This is a genomic window from Lederbergia sp. NSJ-179, from assembly GCF_022867885.1.
Lineage (GTDB): Bacteria > Bacillota > Bacilli > Bacillales > Bacillaceae_C > Lederbergia.
This window is the reverse complement of sequence record NZ_JALIFP010000028.1, coordinates 26442-52345: the sequence shown is the minus strand read 5'-3', so window position 1 is coordinate 52345 and position 25904 is coordinate 26442. Positions and strand designations below refer to the sequence as shown.

Annotated in this window: 20 protein-coding genes; 4 read left to right on the top strand and 16 right to left on the bottom strand. The window is 37.1% G+C overall.

What is annotated here, in order from left to right; all coding sequences use genetic code 11:
* Nucleotides 1-176 precede the first annotated feature (176 nt).
* The 4 genes from MUB24_RS16960 to MUB24_RS16945 all read right to left on the bottom strand — a co-directional run bounded on the left by MUB24_RS16960 (nt 177) and on the right by MUB24_RS16945 (nt 4162).
* Entirely contained in the window at nt 177-335 is a 159-nt protein-coding gene (locus MUB24_RS16960) for a hypothetical protein (protein WP_244706166.1), read from the bottom strand.
* Nucleotides 336-750: 415 nt separating this feature from the next.
* Nucleotides 751-2313, bottom strand: a complete 1563-nt coding sequence (locus MUB24_RS16955) for a type 2 periplasmic-binding domain-containing protein (RefSeq protein WP_244706164.1) — start codon at nt 2311-2313, stop codon at nt 751-753.
* A 19-nt stretch (nt 2314-2332) separates the two neighbouring features.
* Nucleotides 2333-3247, bottom strand: a complete 915-nt coding sequence (locus tag MUB24_RS16950; RefSeq protein WP_244706161.1) for a carbohydrate ABC transporter permease — start codon at nt 3245-3247, stop codon at nt 2333-2335.
* An 18-nt stretch (nt 3248-3265) separates the two neighbouring features.
* Nucleotides 3266-4162, bottom strand: coding sequence for an ABC transporter permease (locus MUB24_RS16945; RefSeq protein WP_396426776.1), 897 nt, complete (start codon nt 4160-4162; stop codon nt 3266-3268).
* 336 nt (nt 4163-4498) lie between these two features.
* Here MUB24_RS16945 and MUB24_RS16940 point away from each other — a divergent pair, with 336 nt between their 5' ends.
* Entirely contained in the window at nt 4499-6202 is a 1704-nt protein-coding gene (locus tag MUB24_RS16940) for a sensor histidine kinase (protein WP_244706160.1), read from the top strand.
* 5 nt (nt 6203-6207) lie between these two features.
* Complete coding sequence (locus MUB24_RS16935) at nt 6208-7833, top strand: helix-turn-helix domain-containing protein (RefSeq protein ID WP_244706158.1); 1626 nt, start codon at nt 6208-6210, stop codon at nt 7831-7833.
* A 249-nt stretch (nt 7834-8082) separates the two neighbouring features.
* On the opposite strand, the gene def is transcribed toward MUB24_RS16935, so the two are convergent.
* The 7 genes from def to rlmD form a co-directional block, all read right to left on the bottom strand.
* On the bottom strand, nt 8083-8667 hold the full coding sequence (gene def, locus MUB24_RS16930; protein WP_244706156.1) for a peptide deformylase: 585 nt from the start codon (nt 8665-8667) through the stop codon (nt 8083-8085).
* Nucleotides 8660-8851 (bottom strand): helix-turn-helix transcriptional regulator, encoded by a 192-nt coding sequence (locus tag MUB24_RS16925; protein WP_244706154.1) that lies wholly within the window; start codon nt 8849-8851, stop codon nt 8660-8662. The genes def and MUB24_RS16925 overlap by 8 nt, the downstream gene beginning before the upstream one ends.
* Nucleotides 8852-9274: 423 nt before the next feature.
* On the bottom strand, nt 9275-9754 hold the full coding sequence (locus MUB24_RS16920; RefSeq protein ID WP_244706152.1) for a glutathione peroxidase: 480 nt from the start codon (nt 9752-9754) through the stop codon (nt 9275-9277).
* Between the two features lie 428 nt (nt 9755-10182).
* On the bottom strand, nt 10183-12243 hold the full coding sequence (locus MUB24_RS16915) for a sigma-70 family RNA polymerase sigma factor (protein WP_244706150.1): 2061 nt from the start codon (nt 12241-12243) through the stop codon (nt 10183-10185).
* A gap of 840 nt (nt 12244-13083) precedes the next feature.
* Nucleotides 13084-13836 (bottom strand): hypothetical protein, encoded by a 753-nt coding sequence (locus tag MUB24_RS16910; RefSeq protein ID WP_244706148.1) that lies wholly within the window; start codon nt 13834-13836, stop codon nt 13084-13086.
* A gap of 11 nt (nt 13837-13847) precedes the next feature.
* Complete coding sequence (locus tag MUB24_RS16905; protein ID WP_244706146.1) at nt 13848-15446, bottom strand: hypothetical protein; 1599 nt, start codon at nt 15444-15446, stop codon at nt 13848-13850.
* A gap of 945 nt (nt 15447-16391) precedes the next feature.
* The gene (rlmD, locus tag MUB24_RS16900) at nt 16392-17780 is read right to left on the bottom strand and encodes a 23S rRNA (uracil(1939)-C(5))-methyltransferase RlmD (protein ID WP_244706144.1); all 1389 of its coding nucleotides are present in this window, start codon (nt 17778-17780) and stop codon (nt 16392-16394) included.
* Between the two features lie 345 nt (nt 17781-18125).
* On the opposite strand from rlmD, the gene MUB24_RS16895 reads away from it, so the two are divergent.
* Nucleotides 18126-18959 carry a mechanosensitive ion channel family protein gene (locus tag MUB24_RS16895; protein WP_244706142.1) on the top strand — a complete coding sequence of 278 codons (834 nt, stop codon included), beginning with the start codon at nt 18126-18128 and terminating at the stop codon, nt 18957-18959.
* Between the two features lie 213 nt (nt 18960-19172).
* Here the strand turns inward: MUB24_RS16895 and MUB24_RS16890 are convergent, their stop codons facing one another.
* The gene (locus MUB24_RS16890; RefSeq protein ID WP_244706140.1) at nt 19173-20114 is read right to left on the bottom strand and encodes a formylglycine-generating enzyme family protein; all 942 of its coding nucleotides are present in this window, start codon (nt 20112-20114) and stop codon (nt 19173-19175) included.
* 364 nt (nt 20115-20478) lie between these two features.
* Nucleotides 20479-21363, bottom strand: a complete 885-nt coding sequence (locus tag MUB24_RS16885) for a LysR family transcriptional regulator (protein WP_244706137.1) — start codon at nt 21361-21363, stop codon at nt 20479-20481.
* A 116-nt stretch (nt 21364-21479) separates the two neighbouring features.
* Between MUB24_RS16885 and MUB24_RS16880 the strand changes: the two genes are divergently transcribed.
* On the top strand, nt 21480-22670 hold the full coding sequence (locus MUB24_RS16880; protein WP_244706135.1) for a coenzyme F420-0:L-glutamate ligase: 1191 nt from the start codon (nt 21480-21482) through the stop codon (nt 22668-22670).
* Nucleotides 22671-22864: 194 nt separating this feature from the next.
* On the opposite strand, the gene MUB24_RS16875 is transcribed toward MUB24_RS16880, so the two are convergent.
* The 3 genes from MUB24_RS16875 to glgD form a co-directional block, all read right to left on the bottom strand.
* Entirely contained in the window at nt 22865-23203 is a 339-nt protein-coding gene (locus MUB24_RS16875) for an SPW repeat domain-containing protein (protein ID WP_244706133.1), read from the bottom strand.
* 128 nt (nt 23204-23331) lie between these two features.
* The gene (gene glgA, locus MUB24_RS16870; protein WP_244706131.1) at nt 23332-24783 is read right to left on the bottom strand and encodes a glycogen synthase GlgA; all 1452 of its coding nucleotides are present in this window, start codon (nt 24781-24783) and stop codon (nt 23332-23334) included.
* 12 nt (nt 24784-24795) lie between these two features.
* Entirely contained in the window at nt 24796-25899 is a 1104-nt protein-coding gene (glgD, locus tag MUB24_RS16865) for a glucose-1-phosphate adenylyltransferase subunit GlgD (protein ID WP_280517044.1), read from the bottom strand.
* Nucleotides 25900-25904 lie beyond the last annotated feature (5 nt).

Here is a 25904-nt window from a genome sequence, read left to right as displayed (position 1 = left end):
GCCGATCGCCGTTACCTTTTTCAAGATTTTCTCCCTTTCCGGGCACAGCCAAGCAGCCCGCCGTTACCCTTTTTAAGATTTCCTTCCTTTCCGGGCACAGCCAGGCCAATCGCCGTTACCTTTTTCAAGATTTTCTCCCTTTTCGGGCACAACCAGGCCGATCGCCGTTACCTTTTTCAAGATTTCCTTCCTTTTCGGGCACAGCCAGGCCGATCGCCGTTACCTTTTTCAAGATTTTCTCCCTTTCCGGGCACAGCCAAGCAGCCCGCCGTTACTTTTTCAAGATTTTCTCCCTTTTCGGCCACAACCAGGCCAATCGCCGTTACCTTTTTCAAGATTTTCTTCCTTTTCGGGCACAGCCAAGCAGCCCGCCGTTACCCTTTTTAAGATTTCATTCCTTTCCGGGCACAGCCAGGCCGATCGCCGTTACCCTTTTCAGGATGTTCTCCCTTTTTGGGCACAGCCAAGCCGATCGCCGTTACCTTTTTCAAGATTTCCTTCCTTTTTGGGCATATAGAGACTCGGACCTAGACAATGCACAAATGTTTTATCGTTATCAATCTAATAGGAAGCTTTAGAGATTAAAGGAGTTATAAGCTGGAGTATTGATCAGGTAAATATTATCGTCTTTTCATAATCTTTAGCAGAATCATTTTAAAAGTCGCTTAAAAATCTGCTTTTACGCACAACAGCCGGTTTCACGATATTTAACGTGAACCGACTGTCCTTTTCTTATCATAAGTCTAAAATTTAATTCGTTTCTTTGAGAGATTCTTGATATCTGTCAAATGCTTTTTTCTGAATTTCCATATATTCGTCATACCCCATTTGTTTTAATTGAGAAATATATGAATCCCATTCCTTTGTCGCTCCACCTTCAACAACCCACTTAGATTGCATTGATTCGACATAAGCGTAAATATCCACACTTAATGCATTTAGACGTTGGATCTCATCGGCTGTAAAGCTTACACTTGGATATTGTTCTCTAGCATACTCGTTAATTTCCTTATCTAATAGAAGCTTCAGTCCATCTCCACTATCGGTTGGCATCGTTACTTTTTCATTGAATCCTTCCCCGATGTATTTAGGCCCAAAATCACGGAATGAGTTTACCCATGCAAATGTATCTGCTGATTCCCCTTCTGGGGCATCGAGTACCTTGTATGTCCCGTCATCATTTTTTTCTACCCCAATCCCAAAAGAACCGTAGAAAGTTTGGATACTGGCATCTTCCGTATAAAATTTATCCGCCCATTTCAATAATTTTTCGGGGTTCTTTGCTTTTGTTGTAATCATGAATTCATTTCTAGCATACGTTTCTGCATCATTAATGACATATCTCTCACCATCCGGGCCTTTTAGCGGAGCAAGTGGAACATATTCATCTTGATTGGGTCCAAATACAGCATCCGGTGTCCAGCCGACAGCTACTCCTACTAAGGATACACCTTCATTTTTTCTTTTTGCATCACTCATCGAATCATCTTGGGTAAATAATTCTGGATCAATGAGTCCATCCGCATAACTTTTATGCATCCATTCAATTCCTTCTTTATAGGCTTCTTCCGTAGGCAAATAAACAGGCTTTCCATTTTTGACTGCCATATAACCTTGCTTATCGTTACCTTTGGTCATACCAAAAGGCAAGATATAACTAAATACACTATCGGCGTTACCTGCCCCATATGGAATTTCATCGTTAGGGTCTCCATTTCCATTTGCATCTTTTTCTTTAAATGCTTTTAAGACGTTATAGAAGTCTTCATAAGTATCAGGCATGGAAAGACCTAAATTATCCAACCAAGTTTGATTGATAAATAGCTGATTTCCTGCAATCGGTCTTAATGGCAATTTCTTCGGCAAGCTATAAATATGACCATCAGGAGAAGTGACTAAAGCTCGCAATGCGGGCTCTGCATCAAAGGCTGCTTTTAGATTGGGCATATGTTTGTCGATCATGTCTTCGAGGGGTATAAATAAATTTTGGTTTTGAACTATATCTCCATCACCTAGAGCGATTGAACCCCAAAAGGCATCTGGTAACTCCCCTCCAGCCAATAATATCGATTTTTTGTCTCCCCACTCAGAATTCACGTAAACATCCCACTTAATAGAAATCCCTGCATCTTTTTCCGTTTGCTCAACAAATCCTTTTAAAAAGTCTTCTCCCCAATCAGACCAACGAACCGTTGCAATTCTATATGTTTCCTCTTCCTTCGGTTTGGAACTTGATTTATCATTGCTACAGCCAACAATGAAACTAGTTATTAACATTAAACTGATTAAAACGCTTAATTTTTTCTTTAACATCCTTCTCCCCCTCTTTTCCCTATTCTTTAATAGAACCAATCATCACACCTTGATTAAAGTACTTTTGTAAAAATGGATATAAACACATAATTGGGAGCGTAGACACCACGATTGCTGAATATTTCATCATCTCTGATAATCTCCTCAGCTCTGATGCTAGTTCTCCTGATGCCGTTCCAAGAAGAGACTCATTCGTGATCAAAATCCTTCGTAAAATTAATTGAAGGGGTTGCAAATTTTCGTTTGAAATATAAATCATGGCATCAAACCAGGAGTTCCATATCCCTACTGCTGTCCAAAGACCGATAACGGCAAGAATTGCTTTTGACAATGGGATCACGATCGTTAAAAAGTATCTAATTGTGCCACAACCATCAATCTGAGCTGCTTCCCAAAGACCTTCAGGTATACTATTTTTAAAAAAGGTTCTAGCCACAATGACATTAAAAACGGAAACAGAAAACGGTAACACTAACACCCAAAACGTATCTAATAACCCAAAATTTTTAACGACCAAATAAGTCGGGACTAAACCACCTCCAAAAAACATGGGAATCATATAAAAAATTGAGATCCATTTCCTTCCAAATAAGTCTTGCCTTGATAAGGCATAACCCGCTGGAATATTAACAAATAAGGCAATAAAGGTTCCAACAAAGGTGTAGATAATTGTGTTTAGATAGCCTCTCCAAATCATGTCTTGTTTCAGTAATTCGAGATATCCATCTAATTTCCATTCTTTCGGCCAAAACCAGACATTGCCATTTGCAACTTCTGCTGGATTACTAAAGGAAGCGATGATAATAAACCAAAGCGGATAAATAATCATCCCGATCATTATGATCGCGATTCCGTAAACGGAAAGATCAAATATTCGATCTTTCCAATTTTTCCCGGTTCTTGACCGCTTGGCCAGCTTATTGTTCGTCGTCATTTCCACCCCTTCCTCCCTCTATAACAGGCTCGTTTTTGTTAATCGTCTAGACATTCCATTTACGAAGAGCAAGACAGCCACATTGACGACTGTATTAAATAGCCCAATCGCAGTGGACAAGCTGTACTGAAAATTTTGTAGTCCCATTTTATAAACATAGGTTGAAATCACTTCACTACCAGGTAAATTTAAGGGATTTTGTAATAAAAGGACTTTTTCAAACCCAATACTCAAAAGATTGCCTGCTTCCAATATCAACAAGATCATCGTGGTAGGTAATAATAATGGAAGATCAATATGAAGAATCTTTTGCATTTTACTAGCACCATCCATGGTAGCCGCTTCATAATAGGTCGGATCAATCGCTGAAAGAGCTGCTAGATAAATAATACTGTTCCAGCCTACATGCTGCCAAACATCACTCCATACATAAACACTACTGAAAAAGGCAGGCTTCGATAAAACGTTTGGCATTTCAATTCCGATTAAACCTAACAAGTTCGCAATCAGTCCATTACTAGGCGACAGGAAAATCAAGATCATCCCACACATAACCATTGTAGAAATAAAATGCGGTAAATAAGTGGTGACCTGAAATACCTTCTTAAACATCCCCATGCGAATTTGGTTACAAAGTATCGCTAACGCAATCGGTAATGGAAACCCTATCAAAATACTGTATAGACTGATGTTTAATGTGTTTTTTATCGTTAACACAAATTGGTATGAATGAAAAAATTGAATAAAATGCTTGAACCCTACCCAAGGACTCCCCCATATACCGAAAGCAGGTGAATAATCTTTAAAAGCAATGATGACCCCATACATAGGCAGGTACGCAAAACAAACGAGTAAGATGGTGGAAGGAAGCAACAAGATATATAATGGTGCACTTTTCTTTAATTGTTTCATCATTTTCAGTCTTTTTCTATCCGCGATGACTGCCTGATTCGTAATGGTTTGAGAAACCATTTTATTTTCCAAGTCTCTCCCTCCTTTTTCTCTATAGGTCTTTTTACTCGCTATACCATATTATATGGCAGTCATTCCCTGATAAATAGTGATAATCCGTTACGTCATTTGTACTATTCGGTAAAGATTCGATCATACGTCCGAATTCAGCCTGTACAAATAGCACTATTCAGTCCTAAACGATCTTTTTTAAACGATTTCTAACGCTTTTGTACTAGAAAATGTACACGAACTCTCTATATAATAAAGATAAAGATTAACACGGGAGTTGACTAAGAAATGAATATGCCGATTGGAAAAAATCTCTCACGTTCTGTTAATCATTATTCAAAAGTTCTGTTTATGATTTTATTCACGATATTACTCATCAATATTTTGGTTAGCTTTTTCACTATTTCTATTACACGGCAACAAAGTATTGATTATATTACGGATACGATTAACCTTCATTTAAATGATGCGCAACAAAAGCTTAATGCGGTCGATCATTTTATGATTTGGACGGTGAAGCATGAACCTTTAATTGATAAGATTGAAGACGCCCGAGATATGTCAGAATTGCCTAAAAGTATTAGCGATTTTAGAACGAGAGTGAATGATTTTCAATACTCGACCGGGAAGGAATATCAATTTTTTTTGGCTTTACAAAAGGAGGACTACTTTTTTAATAGTTCTCCTATCCAAATTGGGTATCCAGAGTATAAGGAAATAAAGGATTTCTTTTTGTCAGAAGAAAACCACTCCTATAATTACGAGAATTTGAATACATGGCAATCCTTTAAACTCAATGATAAATTCTATTTGTATCACCTATTAAAATACAAAAATAGAATGTTTATTGCTTTCATTGCAGTAGAAGATATTCTTTTACCCCTCCAAGATATTCATTTAGGCCATAATGGAAAGATTCTTATGGAAGACGTTCAACACGGTTTCCTTTCTAGCCCAGACGAGATAGAGTTGTTTCATAAAGGAAAGGAAAACAAGTTTTTTACTAGTCAACTTGTATTTAAAGGAGATAACACTTCTCTACCGTTTTCTTTACATGTATCCATCGATCATTTTAGCGCTTTCGAAAAAGTTGTTTTTGTTCAATTTGGTCTAGTTTTTGCTACCATTTTAATCAGTCTCATTTCACTCCTTATTCTGCTTTATATGAAAAACAAAGTGATATCACCGATTCAAAGGTTTTCTAAAAACCTATCTCAGATCAATCAAAATAAGGAAATCGTTGATTTTGAAACGAGTGGTATAATAGAACTTGAACAAGCGAATACCCAATTCAAGGATTTGATAAATGAGATAAAAAAACTAAAAGTAAATATTTACGAACGAGAAATTGAAAAGAAACAAATTCAATTGGATTTTATGCAACTGCAGATTAAACCACATTTTTATTTAAATTGTTTAACAACCATCCATAGCATGGCTCAATTAGAGATGTATAAAGAAATAAAAGAAATGGCAGTGGTAACAGCGAGATATTTCAGGTACTTATTTCAAACAAATCAAAACTTTGTAAAACTAGAAGAGGAATTAGACCATATTGAGGATTACCTATCCATCCAAAAAAAATTAGTACATGGAGAGGCTTTTCTTTTTGACTTTTTGATTGAACCTAGTATAAGAAACAGCAAAATTCCCCCTTTAGTGTTACAAACGTTTATTGAAAATGCAATGAAATACTCCGTATCTTTAGATGAGCAGACTAAAATTTCATTGAGAATAGAGGATATAGAGGATAAAAAGGAGATTAAAATAACTTTAAAAGACAACGGTCCAGGGTTTCCCGCTGATATACTGGAAAAGCTTAAGGGGAATATTCCATTAATAGATCGAAAGGGAAGACATATTGGAATCAATAATGTGATTCAGAGGTTGAAACTTTCGTATGGTGAAAACTTCCTGATCGAGTTTTCAAATGGTGCTAATGGTGGGGCCACCATTGTCTTAGTGATCCCCTATCTTATTTATGAGGAGTGAATCATTTGAATGTCTTAATTGTTGACGATGATCGATTTGTTGTTTCAGTTTTAGAACAAAAAATAGATTGGACTTCCTTAGGCATCCAAAAAATTTACACCGCTTACAATACCCGCCAAGCAAGAAAACTTTTAATCGAAAGGAATGTCGATATCCTCATTTCCGATATAGAAATGCCACAAGGCAGCGGCCTCGAATTATTGGCATGGGCAAGATCAGAGGGATTCAATGGGCAAGCTATTTTTCTAACTAATTTTGCGGATTTTAATTATGCACAAAAGGCGATCGAACTTCAAAGTTTTGAATACTATTTAAAGCCTATTGAAGTGGATAAATTTGAAATCATTATAAAAAAAGCAGTAGAAAAAGTACAAATAAGTCAAATAGATGCAGATGCTTTAAACGTGGGATATTACTGGCAGCAAAACAAGGATGAACTGGTGGAACATTTTTGGCACACCTATCTAAACAGTACGGTTTCATTATCTAGGGAAGAACTACATGAACAATTAAAAATGAGACAAATCGATTATTCTATGAATGATTGCTTTCTTCCCGTATTACTTGATTTTTTTCCGTATACATTAGTCGATCATAAGGAAATCATCTCCGTCTTTCATGAAGAAATTGATTTACAAGATAAAATAAAATGTATAATGGTGGAAGCATTCAAAAATTCTTCTTTACGTTTAGATGTTTTTCTGACATTGAACAAAGATCAGTGTTTGGCCATTTTTAAATGGGAGAACCAAACGTGTGAAGCATCTTCCGAGATGTTCATTTCCTTCTGTGATCAATTTATTGCTGACATCAACACCCAATTAAATTGTGATGTTCAGTGTCGGATTGGTGTGAACGCTTCTATTGATAAAATTCCATCTAGTATTCATGATCTCGTGAGGATGAGTAAAGAAACGATCCATTTTAGAAACAAAACCATTGTTAAAAACGACACACATCGTGCCCATAACTATGTTGAACCGAATTTACGTCTGTTGGAGCATTACCTCGATACGGAAAACCGATTAAGTTTCATCAATAAATGCCACCAATATCTTACGAATCTATTAGATAAAAAAGCTTTGGACCAACATGTCTTGTATAGTTTTCGCCTGGATATCACACAATTAATCTATACTCAATTAAAAAGGAAGGAAATTCTAGCCAATAGACTGTTCCAGGGAGAGATTGCTGATTTTTTACTGGAGCAATCTTCCCGATCGATTGATGATCTAATGATTTATATTTCCTATTTAATCGATGTTTCTCTTGATTATATTGCCTTCATGAACTCACAAGCATCTGTCATCCAAACAATTTGTGACTATATTGATCGACATTATCAGGAAAATATCACAAGGTCTTCGTTAGCTAAGATTGTCTTTCTCAGTCCAGATTATATTGCCAGGCTTTTCAAAAAGGAAACGGGGATATCCCTTGTCAATTATATTATCGAGAAAAGAATCGAAATAGCGAAAGATTTATTGATTCATACAGACCTTCCTGTCCATATGATTTCTGATCAAGTAGGCTATGGAAATTATTCCTATTTTACAAAGCTATTTAAGAAAAAAACAAATTATACACCGATAGACTTTCGAAAAATAGCACATTCTAAGGCAGTAAAGTAATTTCGTCGAGGCGTTCTAAATAGGCAACGACCTGTTTTAGTACGCAAGTTAATTGAACAAAAGAAAAGTACGAGAGATAAAGCTACGAACGGGAGAGGATGGTTTTGTAAAACCTAAACTTCTGCATATTTTTAAAGACAATGAACAAACACCTTCTGAACTTAGGTTCAAGAGGTGTTTATTCATTAAATGCCGTAATGTTCAGCTTCAACGATAGCAGCTGCAATTTCACGTTTTTCCCTTCAAAGATTAGTTAGTAAAATGCAGGCTTTTACTATTTTCTGGTAATTGAAAAGGATTTTCCTGATTGATCCGATCATAAAACATGATCCCGTTTAAGTGGTCTATTTCATGTTGAATGACAATGGATGGGTATCCTTTAAGCTTTAGTAGGATCTCTTCTCCCGATAAATTAAATGCCTTCACTTTGATCCGCTCATACCGTGGAACGAACCCACTTACCTTACGATCCACCGAGAGACAGCCTTCCCCTTGCGGCAAATAAATAGTGGATATGGAATGACTGATGATTTTCGGGTTGATGAGTGTGTACTCATGTTCATTCCCTTTCTCATCCTTTAAATAGGCAGCAAACATTCGCTTGTTCAAACCAATCTGATTGGCTGATAAACCTACGCCAGCGCGTAATTTGTACTTTTTTGCCATGACCGGATCTTGACTATTTTTCAAGAAGTTCAACATACAGGTGAGGGTTTCTTTATCTTCCTGCGAAGGCGGGATTCTTACTTCCTGTGTAGCTTGATGTAGGATAAGATTCCCTTCCCTAACAATATCTTTCATGGTAATCAGATACTGTGAATGAAATTTACTCATAAATAAATAAATCATCTACCTTTACTTTTAATATTTTTGACAATTTGAATGCCAGTTCTAATGTAGGGTCATATTTATCATTCTCAATACAATTGATCGTTTGCCTCGCTACCCCGCATTCCATTGCGAGTTGCTTTTGTGTCATCCCCAATTTCTTCCGCATTGTCTTCATTTTATTTTTCATCAACATCACCCATATCAAAAGTATTGGACATTTTTATTTTAAAATAAGCCGAAGGGGAATGTCAATAGTTTTGGACATTTAACCTGGGAATGAATGAATGGGGAGGCACTTATACTCCATGTTGTCTATTTCTATGGATGGTGAACAATACCTATGGAAAAGGAACGCGATTCTATCCTGAAGTTCAGCAATTCCTATGAATAGTTCAGCATTCCCTTCCCGAAGTTCAGCAATTCCCATGGAAAGTTCAGCAATTCACTCCCGAAGTTCAGCAATTCCTGTGAAAAGTTCAGCAATTCACTCCCGAAGTTCAGCAATTTCTATGAAAAGTTCAACAATTCCCATGAAGAGTTCAGCAATTCCTATGAAAAGTGACTAAAATAAAACAAGCCATATAAAAATAGATGGCTTGTTGCATTTTCACTAGGTATGAAGAGCTTTTTCAATTTCCTTGTCAAGGCTTTCGGGCTTTGTTTGCGGAGCGAATCTGTCCAATACTTCGCCATTTTTATCGATTAAAAACTTCGTAAAGTTCCACTTAATTTGTTTCGTGATCATTCCCTTTGCTTCCTGGGTTAAATAAACAAAGAGCGGATGGGCATGTTCTCCCTTCACATCAATCTTACTGAACATTTGAAAGGAAACCCCATAATTTTTCTGACAAAAATTGGCAATCTCCGCATTTGTACCTGGGTCTTGGTTGCTAAATTGATTACATGGGAATCCAAGTATTTCAAACCCCTGATCTTTATACGTCTCATATAGTTTTTGCAATCCTTCGAACTGTGGCGTGAATCCACATTTACTTGCCGTATTCACAATTAAAAGTACTTTTCCTTTATAATCCGCCAGTGACTTTTCCTCGCCGTCCATCGTCTTTGCAGAAAAATCATAAACACTCATGTGAATCAGCCTCCTTTACATGAGAATAGCAATTGAAAAGAATGATGTCAAAGGATATAAGGAGGGGTTCATGAGTTTTTTAATATATGGATAGATAAATCAGATCAAGAAATAGCATAAAAAATTGGAACCTTCAATCTATTGTCTTTTCCAGTGGGGAGGTGAGATAGATCCCTTGTTTATATTGATCAGCTGATTTTCGATAGCATTGCAGTTTAGTATAAATCTATCTTTAAAAAGTGGTGCAAATCTTTTTTTATTGAAAGGTTCCCTCACCATTGAAAAGAATGGGCACCTCCGTTTTTTTAGAGACTGTAATTGTTCCTTAACTGTTTCTCGACAGATGTGCTTTTGAACAGTTCATCTTGATTGGCCCGGCTCAAGCTGAAAGTACTTTTTTCCCAAGATTAGAAGAAATACAGGAAATGTTATTCCAATGAAATCTTCACGACATCATCCAAGTATTTTGTTGTACTATATTCATAAATCTCGAGCCTTTTAGGAATTACCTTCTTTTCAGCATTGTCACTGTATAACGTTATGTTTTGAACTGTAAAGAAGTAACGAGGCTGCTCGATTTCTTCATATGTGAAAGGGTTTATACTCATATCGTATTTAATGCCGTTTTTATCAACTACTACACCTTCAGAATTCACCTCCATTGAACTAATTTCTTTTGCATCCTCATCCACAACATTGAAGTAAATCCACTCGTATTCTCGGTTCTCAATTTCATGATTGCTTATGACGACTTTGGTAGGGTCTCCAACTTCAACCTTGTCGATTGAGATTGTACTGCCTGCATATTCAAAGGTCTGAGGATATTCTTTAGTGTCATCCAGCTCGATCGTTTTTTGGTCTTCAACGGTTAAATCAACAGATTGGAATTGAACGTTAACCTTTTTTGGCCTTTCTCCAAAAAATGGGTCAAAGTATGTTTGAAAAGTAGACCATTTATCGTTTTGATCTGAAAAATAGCTGCCATATAGATCCGCTTCCACTCTTTTATTATTTATGTTTAAATGATCAAGATTAAGAAATTCTATCCGTTTCTCTGGCAGTTCGTTATGAATAGCAGAATCCAGAATCGTCGCTGTTGGAGCAATCGTTAGTTTATCAAATCGAACCGGGATCCCCTCGACTTCTGTTTCTTGATCCAATGCATATTCAGTAGAGGGTTGTTTTGTTACAGGAATCTCGAAGTTCCACTCTCCTGTTTCAGATTCCGCGTTCTCGTAAGCCGTATCATTATTCTGGTCAGAGGAATCACGAATCAATTTCTGAAGCGTTGTGATTTTAAGTTTAATTGTCCCTTTATCCTTTGTTAGTGGCAGTAAACCAATCTTTCCTTGATACACGTTCTTTTCTTTATTATTTAGGTCCGATTTGAGGTCAGAGGGGTAGTACCTGAGATATGCTTCATAATTCATGATTTCATGTTCATTCTCCACAAAAACGCCATCATCATAATTCATCATGTATTGATTATTTCCTTCTGTATCTTCTATTTCATAAAAAACAAGCGTTTGAACATCATCAGCAATCGCACTTTTAATCTTAATTTTCACCCCATTGCTTTCCGCTTCCAGGTTCAGCCTTTTACCCAGTCCATGTTGTAGAAAGGTGCGCAATTGCTGGTCTTCTTCTGTCCATGTATAGTATAGGTTAGTAAATGACCCTGTAAAAACTTCTATGCCTATCAATAACGCACAAACGCTTGCAAAAACAAACCCCATTCTTTTACGCTTCTTGTTCTTCTTTTGTCTGTGCTTCTCCTTTGCTGCCAGCCTGTCTTTGACATTCTCCATAAAACCAGCTGGCACATGGAAATCCTCAATTTTTCTAGTAAGACTTACCATGACATCTTGAAAGGTCCCCAAATCCTCTTGACAGTTTTGGCAATGATAAAGATGCACCTCGAAATCAATCTTTTTCGGCCGATCCAGGTTTCTTCCCAAGTAATCAATGTAATCCTTATGATACTCCTCACAGCCATTAAAGGTTGACCCATACCCCATTTCTTTTCGAAGTGACTGTATTCCGGAAAACAAAAGCTCTTTAAACTTTTCCACAGAATCTTGGAGAAGATGTGCCGCTTCCTCCTGCGGGATTCCTTTTACATATCTAAGGACCACCGCTTCTTTCTCATCCGCTTTCAACTGATCGAGTGCTTTAAATAAATCCTGACTCGATTCTCCCTCCTCAGAAACTTGCAAACTACTATCATCAGAAAGTTCCCGGCATGTATGTAAAAAAATAGATGTTATCCACATTTCGAATGATGTTTCCCTATTAAACCGAGGCAATTCCTTGTGCACTTTTATAATGGACCGGTAAAAAAGCTCTTCCATTTGCCGTGGGTCCCTAAGATAGCACCAACCAAGTGTATAGAACGTTCGTTTATGCTGCTCGAACCAATCAACGATAGATTCCACGCCTTTTTCTTTTATCGCAGTGATTGACATGGGATCTATTTTTGCTGGGATCATACATGTGTCTCCCCTTTCTTTTTAGTTATATTTATACTTAGAATTTTTTATCACTTCGTTTTGAAAAGGGACGTGGAAGTATGGTTAAAGCAAAACTTTTAAGGAACTAGATGCTTATCTCTAATTGTTGAACTTCGGTACCGAATATATTTTTTCTCTTGTGTACTTAACTCTAGATCGTTTATACCTATTATAGCGTGGTCTAACTCTTTAATAAACTTGCATCAAGCCGTAAAAATTTAAAAGATCAAAGCATATCTTTATTACTACATTGTTCATAAACTCTAGAGCCTCTCCATATAGAAAGGCTCTTACTCACTGTTGCGTCCTTATTTCCTAACGAGTAGTGAACAGCACTCTACATGTGCCGTCATAAGTATGTGGATACCAAAGGATTTACCTTGTCACTCGCTTGTGAACACAAATCTGGAGACGATACCAAAGAATTGTCAGACTGCTTCGCATTCTTTCGTTTAGGTTTAAACTTATTGCCATCTTACTCATTCTTTAAACCTGTTTTATAAATAAAAACTAGTTTGTATGGATCAATCATACCATCTTCTTCAACTCCTCCAACAATCACACAGAAGTACTGTCTATGAAGTTGTTGGATAAGAATCCACCGTGACAGTCTGCCAATCCACTTGCATGATTAATGTATGTAAAATTGTATCATCACAAGTAGGAAAATGAAACCAAAGCCTGTTAAGACAAGAATGGTAGACTAGACACTTGTCACTGGCTCGGATTCGTTCTCCTTTGTATTTAAAGATTTCATTTCCTCCTTTCTAGGATAAAAAAAAGCAGTCAATCTTTATAGACTAACTGCTTGTCAAAACATTATTTAGTTATTACTACTATTTGTTTTTTACTCACAATTTCCGTACAGAACACATTAAATGTTCCAGATGGCCCCCAGAGTCCAGATACAACGATTAATTTATCTCGATTGTTATATAGGCTATTTTTAATAGTATCAAACAGTGCCATATCTACAAACTGCAATATAAACTCATATTTTTGTGAACTTGGAGCAACAAGACGGAGTTCCATTTTCGTAGAATCATAAAAAGCACCGCTCTTTACTTTGGATTCAATAACTCTATTACCAAAAACTCCTTTTGGATACATGTACTCGCTTCGGTCATCTAATAGCATTTGACCAATGACTAGATTATTATAACTATGTGAACACGGATATGATTTACACATATCATATATTTGTCTAGTAGTTTTTAATGGATTCGACTCTGATTCTCCAGTTTTATGCGGATTCGAAGATTTCTTTTTTAATACAGACTTGCTAGGTATTCGCATTGCTTCAAGAACGTTCTCAAAATCAAAAGCATTTTCATCAAACTTACGCGAGTTGAAATTATTTGAAGCTTCAAAATCACATCCCTTACGATGAGGATATGCTTTTCGTGTAGCACTAAAATAGGCAGAAGACACACCATCTACACCACATACATACATATGTGCGTCACAATTAGGATTAGGACAGTAATAACGTTTGTTCTTATCCTCGTTTAAAGCATCTTTAGCGTAGAGTTCTTTTGTTCTTCCTTTATCTTTGTAGACATACATTGCCATATTACCACCTCCTAAAAATTAGGATTCCAATTATATTCTATCGTTTGTTCACGTCTGCGTTTAAGATGAGAGTCTACGAATCCATTGCGAATTGGAAATTTCATATCAATGTCATATTGAATTTGAGCGACAAAATTATCATTGTTTGGAAATAAGGCTCTGTCTTTTCCTCTACGAACTTCTTTCTTGTATAGAACTAAGTAAATTATATCTGCTTCCATTTTTCCATTTTTTACTTTGTGAGATGAAAATCCATGATTTTCTAAAGCCTTTATCCGGATTATTATTTCCTCAACTGCTTCTCGTACATGACGAGGTCTTGTTGCTCTTTTAAGATATGCAACAGCTTTAAACCTTTTCTTATCTTCTAAACTAATATCTTCAATTTCTGTTAAACGATAGTCTTCGGTTTCTATATCTGGGTAATAACGAAAAGAATCCTCAAATTCATTTCTATCTTCATCATTGATTGGAAACATCAATAAATTTTGGCTGTCTACTACATATTGCCATGCTTTTCCCATATCGATTATGCCATTTGTTAAGTCACTAACTATAGAACAATCGATTGTGAAAAAGGAGTTCGCAACTTTAGAAGAATGAAAAGAAACCATTATAGTATCTTTTGTAGATAACTTTCTTAAATGAAATATCCTTTCTGCAGTACACAAACCAAGAAAAACTCTTGAATCAATATCTAAATCTATGCCTGTGAATTCAACATTTACATGTTCTCTCTTTTCTTCCTGATTGTTAACTTCTAGTTGAAATATTTTATCACAGGTCGTTAGTAACGTTGAAATAGATAGCCTTTCAAAAAACAGTGAAGTATCTTCATGGACAGAATCATTTCCATATACTTCATTATAAGAAATATTTTCCTCACATAAGTAGCCAAGCCATGCTAGTATAATCGCAGTTACTCCATCGTATAGTTGCAACATAGAGTCTTTGAAGTCATATACCGTTGATTCTTGTTGTAAGTGTTGTGCTCCCTTTCTATAAGAAAACACCATATTTGTGCCACTTGCTTTTACACCACCATGAGATATTGCATTACGGATATTTGAATCTGCTAAATCCGTAATTTTCTGGTATCCTCTTTTTGGACTGGCTAAACATTCAATTTGTGGGGTTAAATTTTTTTGAAATAGATTACTCTCCTCGGTTACACTTTGAAATTCAATAAATAGTTTCAAAGTGTTACTGAACGCTGTATTCAGTAGATCATTATAGATATTAATGCTGAAAATCTTTGCTTTAAGTTCTTCATTACCTTTAAATCTATTCATCATCATAATTCTATCTTCTAAATCTAATATGCTTTGATAAGCATAAACTAAGAGGTGGAAATTTGATAGTAGGGTCGAATACATGACTTCCTTTCCTACTTTATCCTCAATTTCTCGAATTTTATCCTTAGAAAAAGAAAATATCTCTTCGTCCCAATGTTTCATTTGGGGATTTTTAAGATACTTATATAAAATTGGGTTATAGATTGATGGTAAAAATTCTGATTTAGAAAAGAGGGTTATAAAAGTTGTCTTTACATCTTCCAATCCTGTTTCTTTATTCGCTTCCCACCAATTAATATAGTCACTCGCTTGCATTTATTCCCACCTCCAGCCTTTTATTTAATTATACTTGTCACAAATATATATATCAAAGAAATCAGGATCAATTATTTCTATCCTGTGCTTTTTCTACAGGCTTTTGTTATTTAATAATTGTCATAATTTCAGCTTTACGTTAGTTATAATCAGGAACTTTGAAGGTTAATACTGACCACCCAGTTATTCCTGTATAATGACCTGCGTAACCACATAATCATAATGAGTTTGGTCAGCCATTGTATAGCAGTAATAAGCTATTTGTGATAACTTATCCTTTTTTACATGGGATAAAGGGTTCCGGTACATAATCCTCATAGCTGTTGGCTGGAATTCCCAATTGAACACAGAATACTTTTTTGCCGTCCATCTTTAAGACATATATCCTAGATTCCCGAATTGTATAACGAGGATCTTCAAACCTTGAAAACAAAGGACTTTCACTCGTTGTATAATCAGGAATATATAATGAGCTATTTTAAAGAAAAAATACTATAAACGTTGTGAATAAAGGCTTTTACTACAAATCCTCGTTACAAATTTCGGGAATGAGGGATATATGTTATGTGTCACACAAGGTCCAACGTTTGGGCTAACACAAGTATAATAGTATTCAGTAGCTTCATCTAAGTGCAGTGAGCTTGCATGGACAGGTAAAACATTCGTAAATAATGCACCGAACAAGATCACCATGTTCATAATCAAACTCAATACTCTTTGAGATATTTTTGATTTTGTTTTCACACTCAATTCCTTTTTTTGTTTTCTCTTTAAATTTGGGTACAAAAAAAGACGCTTCCTTTTACAGAAACACCTTTATTAATAAGCAAGCAGATACTATTTTTTCCAATATTTAGTTTCTAATCTCTTTATTTCGTAGTTTATCACCCTCTCCAGTAAAGACCACATGTTTGAAAAAGTGCCTAAAATTAAGCATTTCCTGCTTTATTGTCTTTGCAGCAACGCTATCGCCTCTACATGATAAGTCTGCGGAAAAAGGTCTACGGGCTGAACTGTCTCTAATTTGTAGCCGAATGGGACAAGCTCTTTAAGGTCTGTTGCGAATGTATCTGGATTACAAGATACATAGACAATTCTTTCCGGCTGGGAACGTCCGATTCTGCGCATCACTTTTCCTCCAGCCCCTGACCGTGGCGGGTCTAGTAGCAATAATTCCGGTGGTCCGAAACTCTCCAATACATGATCAATGCCTTTTCTTGCATCCTTCGCTAAAAAATAGGTGTTGGAAAGACCATTATCTTTTGCATTTCGTTTGGCAGATTGGATTGAAGTTTCAACAATTTCAATCCCCGCAAGCTTCGCGACTCTGCTTGCAAATGGCAAGGAAAAAGTGCCCACCCCACAGAACAGATCAATCATTTTTTCAGACTTTTTCGGTTGTCCCATCTCCAAAGCAAGCTCGACTAATTTTTGTGCTTGGGTTGGATTGGTTTGGAAGAAAGTATCAAACCATAAACGGTAACGATACCCGACCATTTCATCATAAATGAAATCACGTCCTGACAAAATATGTGTCTTTTCCGATTGTGTTCGATCGGCCCAATCCGTATTTTCCATCCATAAAAGACTTTTTACTTGCGGGAATTTTTTCTCAATACGGACGATTAAATCTTTTACCACATGCTCTAAGTGCAAAAACGGAGCTTCTGTTGCAAAAAGTGCAAGCATCATTTCCCCCGTCGCATAGGACTGACGCACCATCAAATGACGTAACAAACCTTCATGAGCATCTTTATCATAGCCTTTTAATTGGTGGTCCTTCACCCAATCTGCCACTTCCATTGCGGCCTCCACCATTTCCTTCCCCGCAATTAAACAAGTTTCTAATGAAATGATTTTACGGAAGTTTCCTTGCTCATGTAATCCCAATGCCCCATCTGGCGCAAAAGTAAATTCCATTTTGTTCCGGTAATGCCAGGGCTCCTCCATCCCAATCGCGTCTTTCACAAGATTCGGATCGAAGCCTTGCGATTCCAATGCTTGTTTCACATGATTCGTTTTTTGTTTTAATTGTCCAGTGTATTGCCAATGCTGCCAAACACAGCCCCCACAGCGATTAAAATGTGGACAAGCGGGTTCGATCCTTTCCGAATGAGGGTGGATGATTTCATCTGGAATTGCCTTCCTTCTCTTACGATGGGGCTGGTCCACGGTGACACGCACCTTTTCCCCCGGAAGAGTACGAGGGATGGTGAGCTTTAATTTCTTCGCATTCCCATGTTCATTTTCTCGCCAAACCACGGCCTGTCCCGAACCCTTTGCATCTAATTGACGAATCTCTGTGACCAAAGTTTCTCCTTTTATATCTATCAACCGAAGTCCCTCCTTTTGGAAAAGCACAAGCGTCTTAAAAATGGCGCATTAGTTTAAGGCCCAATGTCCGCCAATGGTAACCGGAGGCGCTCGCTAACTCCAATGTACATTTATTTTTTTCAAACATAACGTTATGATTTTTAAAATTGGGTCATGCCTATTATAACGGATTGACCGTAAAGAGGGAATAATGGATGGGCCGGCAGCAAAAACCAATTTATTTTCACTAGATAATATGGATCATCCTCCCAAGACAACAATTCAATAACCCCTACTAATTTACAATATATCTATCCTTTGTTATAATTACCCATGTTTGTAAACATATACAAAGGAGTACATATTATGAACTGGATCGAAAATATTAATTGGGAAAAGTTTCTGTTGGATACAGGTATTACATTAATGAAACTAATAGCCATTTTAATTGTTTTTTTTATCGTTCGTTCGATTGGGAAAAAGATCATCCGCTCTTCTTTTTTGAAAGTTCAAGATAAAAGAAGAATGTCTGTTGGTAGAACGCAAACGTTACAAGCTTTGGCCATTAGTGCTTTTTCATATGTTTTAATTTTTGTTACTTTGGTAATCATTCTAGGATTGTTTGACATCAACGTTACAGGTTTCATTGCTGGAGCAGGGATAGTCGGCTTAGCCATTGGTTTTGGTGCGCAAGGTCTTGTCAGCGATATTGTAACTGGTTTTTTCATATTACTAGAAAAGCAATTAGATGTGGGAGATTATGTTTCTACTGCGGGATATGATGGCATAGTGGAAGAGGTCGGGCTGCGAACCACTCAAATCCGCAGTTTTGATGGAACGCTTCATTATATTCCAAATAGAGAGATTAGCGCACTAAGTAATCACTCACGTGGAAATATGCGAGCTCTAGTCGACATTGGGATACCGTGCAACGATAATATTGATCAAGCCATAGCATTGCTGCAAAAGGTCTGTGAAAAAGTAAAACAGGAAAATGACAAGATTGTAGAAGGACCTGATGTCCTTGGTGTTCAAATGATAGGCGAATCAGATGTTACGCTACGCATTATTGCAAAAACAAAAAACATGGAACAATGGGGAGTAGAAAGACAACTTCGTAAAGCGATCAAAGAGGCTTTTGATAAAAATACTTCGGAGCCCGATCAAATATATGTTGAAAAAAAGCCAGATGAAAGCTAATTCAAGAATAATATTTAGCTAGCAGCAAATCGGGATAGTTGATGATTGATCATTGCGATTATTTAAGTATTAATTTGTACATCCAATTTTTAAAACCCAGCTATCCTGACAAAGTCAAGTTTAGCTGGGTTTCTTCATTATTTTCATCCAATCATTTATAAAATTATTCTAATCCGTTTAGTATTTTAGTTTTTACTTATCCAGTAATATACCTTAATCCATAACTGGCCGAAATCCGTGATCGTTTGTATTACGACTGTCAGGAGGGTAAAATAAACGTTGAGATCCACGGCTAGTATAAGCTGGGCTCAACCAAGAGCCACCTCTCATAACTCTACAGGGTTCATGACCAGGACGACTTCCCGGTTCCATAGGCCCTCTAGGATTTTTCTGTGGACTTTTGACATAGTAATCAGGATCATACCAATCGTAGCACCATTCCCGGACTTGTCCCGCCATACCATGAATGCCACACCATGTCATATCCATGGGATAAAGATCTATATTTGTTGGACCTTCTACTTGAGCAACATGATTCGCAAGCCAACAAGAAGGTGGGAAATTCCCACCAGAATCTTTTCCGCCACCATTTAACCATATACTCCATTGAGTATTTGTCCTAAATGATTCTTTTGCAATTTCATCAGCACAACGGCATTTCGTTGGATCCCATATGTTTCCCCATGGAAAAATCCTGCCTTCCGGTCCCCTTGCCGCATACTCCCATTCAGCTTCACTTGGTAGCCTTACACCTGCCCACTCACAATAAGCGACAGCATCCTCCCATGAGGCTGAACTTAACGGTAAATTTTCCGTACCCGGTTTCGGTTTTCCATCTACCCATGCACTATTAGATGGTCCGTGTACGATATGATCTATTGGAGGAGAATACCCTGTTTCTTGCATAAAACAATAGAATTGTCCTATTGTAATTAGGTCGTAATACATCCAAAATCCATCAAGCTTTATTTCATGTGGATGTAACTCACCGATCCAATTCTTACCTCCGACTTGCCCTTGAATCCAACTATCATCCCATTGGTTTACTTTCCAAAGATCTTTAATTTCTTCTTCTCTACTTCCCATGAAAAAGTTTCCTTCAGGAACCCATATAAGGGTTGCACCATCTTTTGGATTCACACACGTCCGCAACATCTATCCCTACTTTCAATAACAATTATATTCACTTTTTTTGAAAGCTACCTAAAAATTAAAAATCAATGACAGTTGTTTAAGCTTGGTTTTTATTCGGCTGCCCACTCTTCTATCAATATTAATGCTTACGGTACGATTGTGGAAGATGGACTGATATCTGTTCCAACCCATTGACTCTAAATTTCTAATTCTAAAATTCAACCATCCTAATGCAAAATAATGCTTAAAATAATTGTAAGTTGACTCCTAAAATGACACCTAGATCCAACGGAACAGTGGGATAAGTGTATTTCGATAGAGATGGAGAAGCTGCGCATGAAAGGAAAAATCCGTATCAACACCATCAAGCTTTTTCTCTAATGATTTATTCCCCTTCAATCACCTCCACAAACTTCATCGAAGCTGGTGACAGTGGTACACTTTTTAAAAAGCAGACTCCTACACTTCTTTTTGGGATTTTTTCCGATAATTCAATTTCAGATAATGACCCGTTTTTTAAATAGTCCAAAGAAAATTCCTTTGTAACACAGGCGATTCCTAGGTTCATTTTGGCAAATTCCAACAATAGATCATGGGAGCCTAATTCAAATTCCGGTTCAATCTGGATGCCTTTGGAGCGCAAATAATCCTCTATATATTTTCTGGAATTTGATTTGGGTTCAAGTAAGATTAGGGGGAATTTTGCTATTTCATCTAGGCTAAGGGGTTCCGATAACTGCCTCTTATACTCCCTACCACATACAAAAATATCGTGGATATCCATGTATGGAAGTTGTTCCAAACTAGCATCATCAATGGGAAAATTACAGATGGCCACATCGACTCCACCTGATTTTAAAAGGGAGCAAATTTCCAATGTCGTCCCATTGACAATTTTAAACTTAATATTGGGATAGCGATTATGAAAAGTCTCTAGATAGGGAAGTAAAAAATGCCGAGAAATCGTATCGCCTACACCGATTTTTAATTCTCCTACTGTAAGATTTTTAAATTCTAAAATCTTTTCCTCGCCTGTTTCAATTAAATTAATCGCTGATTGAACATACTCAAATAAAAGATTCCCTTCATTTGTGAAAGACACGCCTTTTGGTGTACGGTTAAACAGGCGGATTTCTAATTCACTTTCAAGCTGCTTCATTGCTTGACTAACAGCCGGCTGTGTCATATATAAAGCCTTTGCAGCTTTGGAAAAACTTTGATCTTTTCCCACCTGACAAAAAACTTTATATAAATCTAATTTACTTATCATATAACCATTCCTTATACCCGCCATTTTATATATTCATTTTACTTATATCATTGTTTTATTGTATATTACAAGTAGAAAGTATGATTATGAACTTTTATTTTTAAGGAGCGGTCATATTGGAAAGAGTTGTTGGAACAATCGCTAGGGGTCTTCGCTGCCCGATTATTAATCAAGGAGATCAAATTGAAGATATTGTGGTTGATAGTGTCTTAAAGGCGGCAGAGGTTGAAGGTTTTCAAATCCAAGATAAAGATATTGTCTCCATTACAGAATCAATCGTCGCCCGTGCTCAAGGAAATTATGCAACGGTTGATCAAATTGCGAAAGACGTTCAGACAAAATTCGGTGAGGAGCCCATCGGTGTCATCTTCCCTATTTTAAGTCGGAATCGCTTTGCCAATTGTCTGCGTGGAATAGCGAAAGGCGCAAAAAAGATAATTTTAATGCTTAGTTATCCTTCTGATGAGGTTGGAAATCATCTAGTGGATATTGATCTGCTTGATGAAAAGGGTGTCAATCCATGGACAGATGTATTAACGGAAAAACAATTCCGTGATTATTTTGGTTTTATTAAGCATACGTTTACAGGGGTCGATTATATTGAGTATTATAAATCCCTGATTGAAGACTGTGGCACTGCCTGTGAAGTGATCTTCTCCAACAATCCAAAGACCATTTTAAACTATACAAAAAATGTTCTAGCCTGTGATATCCATACAAGAGAAAGAACGAAAAAGATATTAAAAGCGAATGGCGGGAAAAAAATTTACAGCTTAGATATTATCCTTTCTGAATCTGTTGATGGAAGTGGTTTTAATGAGGATTATGGTCTTTTAGGTTCAAATAAATCAACAGAGGATAAAGTCAAACTTTTCCCGCGCAATTGTCAACCGATTGTCGATCAAATCCAACAAACACTGAAGGAACGGACAGGCAAAACGGTGGAAGTCATGATTTATGGGGATGGAGCTTTTAAAGACCCTGTCGGAAAAATTTGGGAACTTGCCGATCCTGTCGTCTCCCCCGCTTACACAACTGGACTTGACGGGACTCCAAATGAAGTCAAATTAAAATACTTAGCGGATAATAATTTCTCCGATTTAAGAGGCGAAGAACTCCAACATGCGATCAATGAATTTATTGATAATAAAGGAGAAGACCTTGTTGGCGCTATGGAAGCCCAAGGAACCACTCCAAGAAAATTAACGGATTTGATTGGTTCTTTATCTGACTTAACTTCAGGAAGCGGGGATAAAGGAACGCCGATCGTCTTTATCCAAGGGTATTTTGATAATTATACAAGTTGATGTCTTCAATTAGCTCCTAGGAAACGAAAATAGCATGGAAAGAGGTTCATAACGTCTCCTCTTTCCATGCTTATTTTTGTTACTTTTCCAGTAGATGTAAGGATGAATCATTCCCTATGAAAATAGCCCTCTCTGAGTTAACAGAATAATGATTTCCTGTTGCGGTAACAATTAACAGCGTCCATCATTAACGATTAATTCGTAGCTTTAGAATTTGATGTGGATCCTAGGTTCCACAAACTCAATATAGCCGTGATTATACCAAGAACTACACTCGTCCATACCTCCCCGCTCGACAATGAATAAATAAATGGAAAAATAATAAACCAGACACCCGTAATGAATGAGATCCAATTTTGCCACGAATTCCAACCACCGCTTTGACTGTAACCCCACAATGCAGCGATAATCTGAATGGCTCCGATAATTAAACTTAACCACAAAGCCCCTGATTCATCTGAAAATCCCATAACCCAAGGTGCAATAAAAAACCAAATACCAATCAAAGCATTCAAAGCACTCCTTACTTTCATCATTATCCCCCCTTAAAATTTAAGAAATCTCTAAAGATTCCTTTGTTAAATTATATGCATCGGAATGGGGGAAATTAACAAAAGTATAATTGAATCATTTTCATAATTATCCTGCTGTTAAAGATTCACTAGCTAAACAACTGTATCCCTTGGTTGGATAGCAATCTCTCATACATCTCCCGATACTCCACAGCCGAAGTCTTCCAACTGAAATCAAGCTTCATCGCCTTTTCTGCTAACATTCTCCACTTTTTAGGCTGAAATTGATATAACCAAACGGCTCGTTCTATGGTATGGAGCATGTCATGGGCGTTATAATGGGTAAAGGAAAAACCATATCCTTCATTCGTAAATTCGTTATAGGGAATGACGGAATCATGTAATCCCCCTGTTTCCCTTACAATTGGCAAGGTGCCATATCGTAAAGCTAAAAGCTGGCCGATCCCACATGGTTCAAATTGGGAGGGCATCAAGAATATATCCGAACTGGCATAGATTTTTCGCGCCAAACCCTCATCAAAACCATTTTGAAAGGAAACATTTTCAGGATACTGTGCAGCTAATTCCTTAAAAGCCTGTTCATATTTCTCCTCTCCTGTTCCCAGTAACACAAATTGAACGCCGATGTTCATGATTTCATGAAAAACATGCAACACGAGATCCAATCCTTTTTGCTCGACTAAGCGCGTCACCATCGAAATGATTGGTATCTCCCCATTAATCGGCAAACCTAAATACTCTTGCAGCCTTCTTTTATTTTCCCCCTTACCTTCCCAATGATCATAAGTTTGATCAATAAACGGATCTGTCGCTGGATTGTATAATACAGGATCAATGCCATTTAAAATTCCTATTAGCAAATCCTTTCTTTTTCGTAAAAAGCCATCCAACTGCTCTCCGTAGTAGGGATCTTGTATTTCCTTCGCATAAGTCGGACTAACAGTCGTTACCAGATCTGAATAAGCTAGGCCCGCTTTTAAATAACTAACATTTCCGTGAAATTCTAGGCCATCCAGATGGAAATACAGCTCACTTAAATCCAATAAATTAGATAAAACAGATTTTGGATAAACCCCTTGATAACGTAAATTATGTATGGTAAAAATAGTTCGGATCTTACGATAAAAAGGGTGATTGTGATAATGCGCCTTTAATAAAACACTTATTGGACCTGCTTGCCAATCATGGCAATGAAGGATATCTGGCTTTTCCAATAAATAGGGCAATGCTTCCAATACAGCTCGCGAATAAAAAGCAAAGCGTTCCCCATCATCAAAAAACCCGTAACTGCCATGCCTTTTAAAATAATATTCATTATCTAAAAAATAGTAATCAATCCCCTCGATCGTGATCCTTTCAATCCCACAATATTGCGATCTCCAACCAACCGGTACCTCTATACTTGTCATAAAGGCCATCTGCTGTTTATATTCAAAGGGAAGATCCTCATATTTCGGTAAAATCACACTAACATGAACATCTTGCTCTTGCAAAGCCTTGGGTAGGGCCCCAATGACATCGCCGAGCCCTCCTGTTTTGATAAATGGTACACATTCTGAAGCAGCAAATAATACATTCATAAACGTCCTCCATTAAATCATTTCCGACTTTTTTACGACCTTTGGCCCTGTATCACCGATCAGAGCTTTATTCTCACTAATTTTCACTTGCTTATCGGTGATCATATTGTCTAAATAGGCGCCTTCTCCAATCTCGCTTTTCTGCATAATAATACTATTACGAACGACCGCTCCTTTCTTGACAGTGACTCCCCGAAAAAGCACACTATTTTCCACTGTGCCTTGTATATGACAACCATTGGCGATAAAGGAATTTGAGACATTCGATGTGGCTGCATAACTGGCAGGTGCTTCGTGTTTCACTTTCGTACATATCTCCCATTGATCATAAAAGTAAGAACGAATCATTTCCGGATTCAAGAAGTCCATATTACTAGCATAATAGCTTTCAATCGAATCAATAAAAGGCATGTATCCTTGAAAGGAATAGCCCTTTACGTGTAGTTGGTCAAGATTGGCTTTTATTCCGTCTTTTAAAAAATCATACTCACTATTTCGATAACAGTATTCGATCAATTCGATAAATAATGACTTACTCATAATGTACGTTTCTAAACAGATAGGGTCTCCTGTATAGGGGGTCGTATAAAGCTCTATATCTTTCATCCTTCCATCCTCACGAAATAGACATGTATGATAGATCGGTTTTTTTACAGGAGTGCCATTATATTCTTTGTAGAAGACTGTTAGATCAGCCTGACCTTTTTCATGTTGCCTTATCGCATCCTGATAATCTATTTTTCCGACGTGGTAGCCCGGAGAAATCACAATCGTTTCTGCCGGAGTACGTCGGAACACTTCAAGATATTCATAGAAAGTGGGAATATCTCCGTTTGTCTTTTCATCCGGATAAACCGGGGGAATAATAAATAAGCCACCAGTGCGCCTGTCTAAATCCCACTCCTTTCCTGAGCCAACATGGTCCATGATGGAACGGAATTTTCCGTTTGTAAAAACAGCCACCTGTTTGATCCCTGCATGCATATAATTGGATAAAGTAAAATCGATAAACCGATAACGGCCAGCAAATGGAACGGAGGCTAAACAACGATGTTCCGTCAGCTCTTTTAAAAATGGCTTTTCATTCATTAAATTGATAACCCCTAAGACATTCATATCTA

Coding starts and splice junctions, on each gene's coding strand:
- MUB24_RS16955 (WP_244706164.1), bottom strand. CDS start 2,313: ATGTTAAAGAAAAAATTAAGCGTTTTAATCAGTTTAATGTTAATAACT.
- MUB24_RS16950 (WP_244706161.1), bottom strand. CDS start 3,247: ATGACGACGAACAATAAGCTGGCCAAGCGGTCAAGAACCGGGAAAAAT.
- MUB24_RS16945 (WP_396426776.1), bottom strand. CDS start 4,162: ATGATGAAACAATTAAAGAAAAGTGCACCATTATATATCTTGTTGCTT.
- MUB24_RS16940 (WP_244706160.1), top strand. CDS start 4,499: ATGAATATGCCGATTGGAAAAAATCTCTCACGTTCTGTTAATCATTAT.
- def (WP_244706156.1), bottom strand. CDS start 8,667: ATGAGTAAATTTCATTCACAGTATCTGATTACCATGAAAGATATTGTT.
- MUB24_RS16925 (WP_244706154.1), bottom strand. CDS start 8,851: ATGAAAAATAAAATGAAGACAATGCGGAAGAAATTGGGGATGACACAA.
- MUB24_RS16920 (WP_244706152.1), bottom strand. CDS start 9,754: ATGAGTGTTTATGATTTTTCTGCAAAGACGATGGACGGCGAGGAAAAG.
- MUB24_RS16915 (WP_244706150.1), bottom strand. CDS start 12,243: ATGATCCCAGCAAAAATAGATCCCATGTCAATCACTGCGATAAAAGAA.
- MUB24_RS16910 (WP_244706148.1), bottom strand. CDS start 13,836: ATGGCAATGTATGTCTACAAAGATAAAGGAAGAACAAAAGAACTCTAC.
- MUB24_RS16905 (WP_244706146.1), bottom strand. CDS start 15,446: ATGCAAGCGAGTGACTATATTAATTGGTGGGAAGCGAATAAAGAAACA.
- MUB24_RS16895 (WP_244706142.1), top strand. CDS start 18,126: ATGAACTGGATCGAAAATATTAATTGGGAAAAGTTTCTGTTGGATACA.
- MUB24_RS16890 (WP_244706140.1), bottom strand. CDS start 20,114: ATGTTGCGGACGTGTGTGAATCCAAAAGATGGTGCAACCCTTATATGG.
- MUB24_RS16885 (WP_244706137.1), bottom strand. CDS start 21,363: ATGATAAGTAAATTAGATTTATATAAAGTTTTTTGTCAGGTGGGAAAA.
- MUB24_RS16875 (WP_244706133.1), bottom strand. CDS start 23,203: ATGAAAGTAAGGAGTGCTTTGAATGCTTTGATTGGTATTTGGTTTTTT.
- glgA (WP_244706131.1), bottom strand. CDS start 24,783: ATGAATGTATTATTTGCTGCTTCAGAATGTGTACCATTTATCAAAACA.
- glgD (WP_280517044.1), bottom strand. CDS start 25,899: ATGAATGTCTTAGGGGTTATCAATTTAATGAATGAAAAGCCATTTTTA.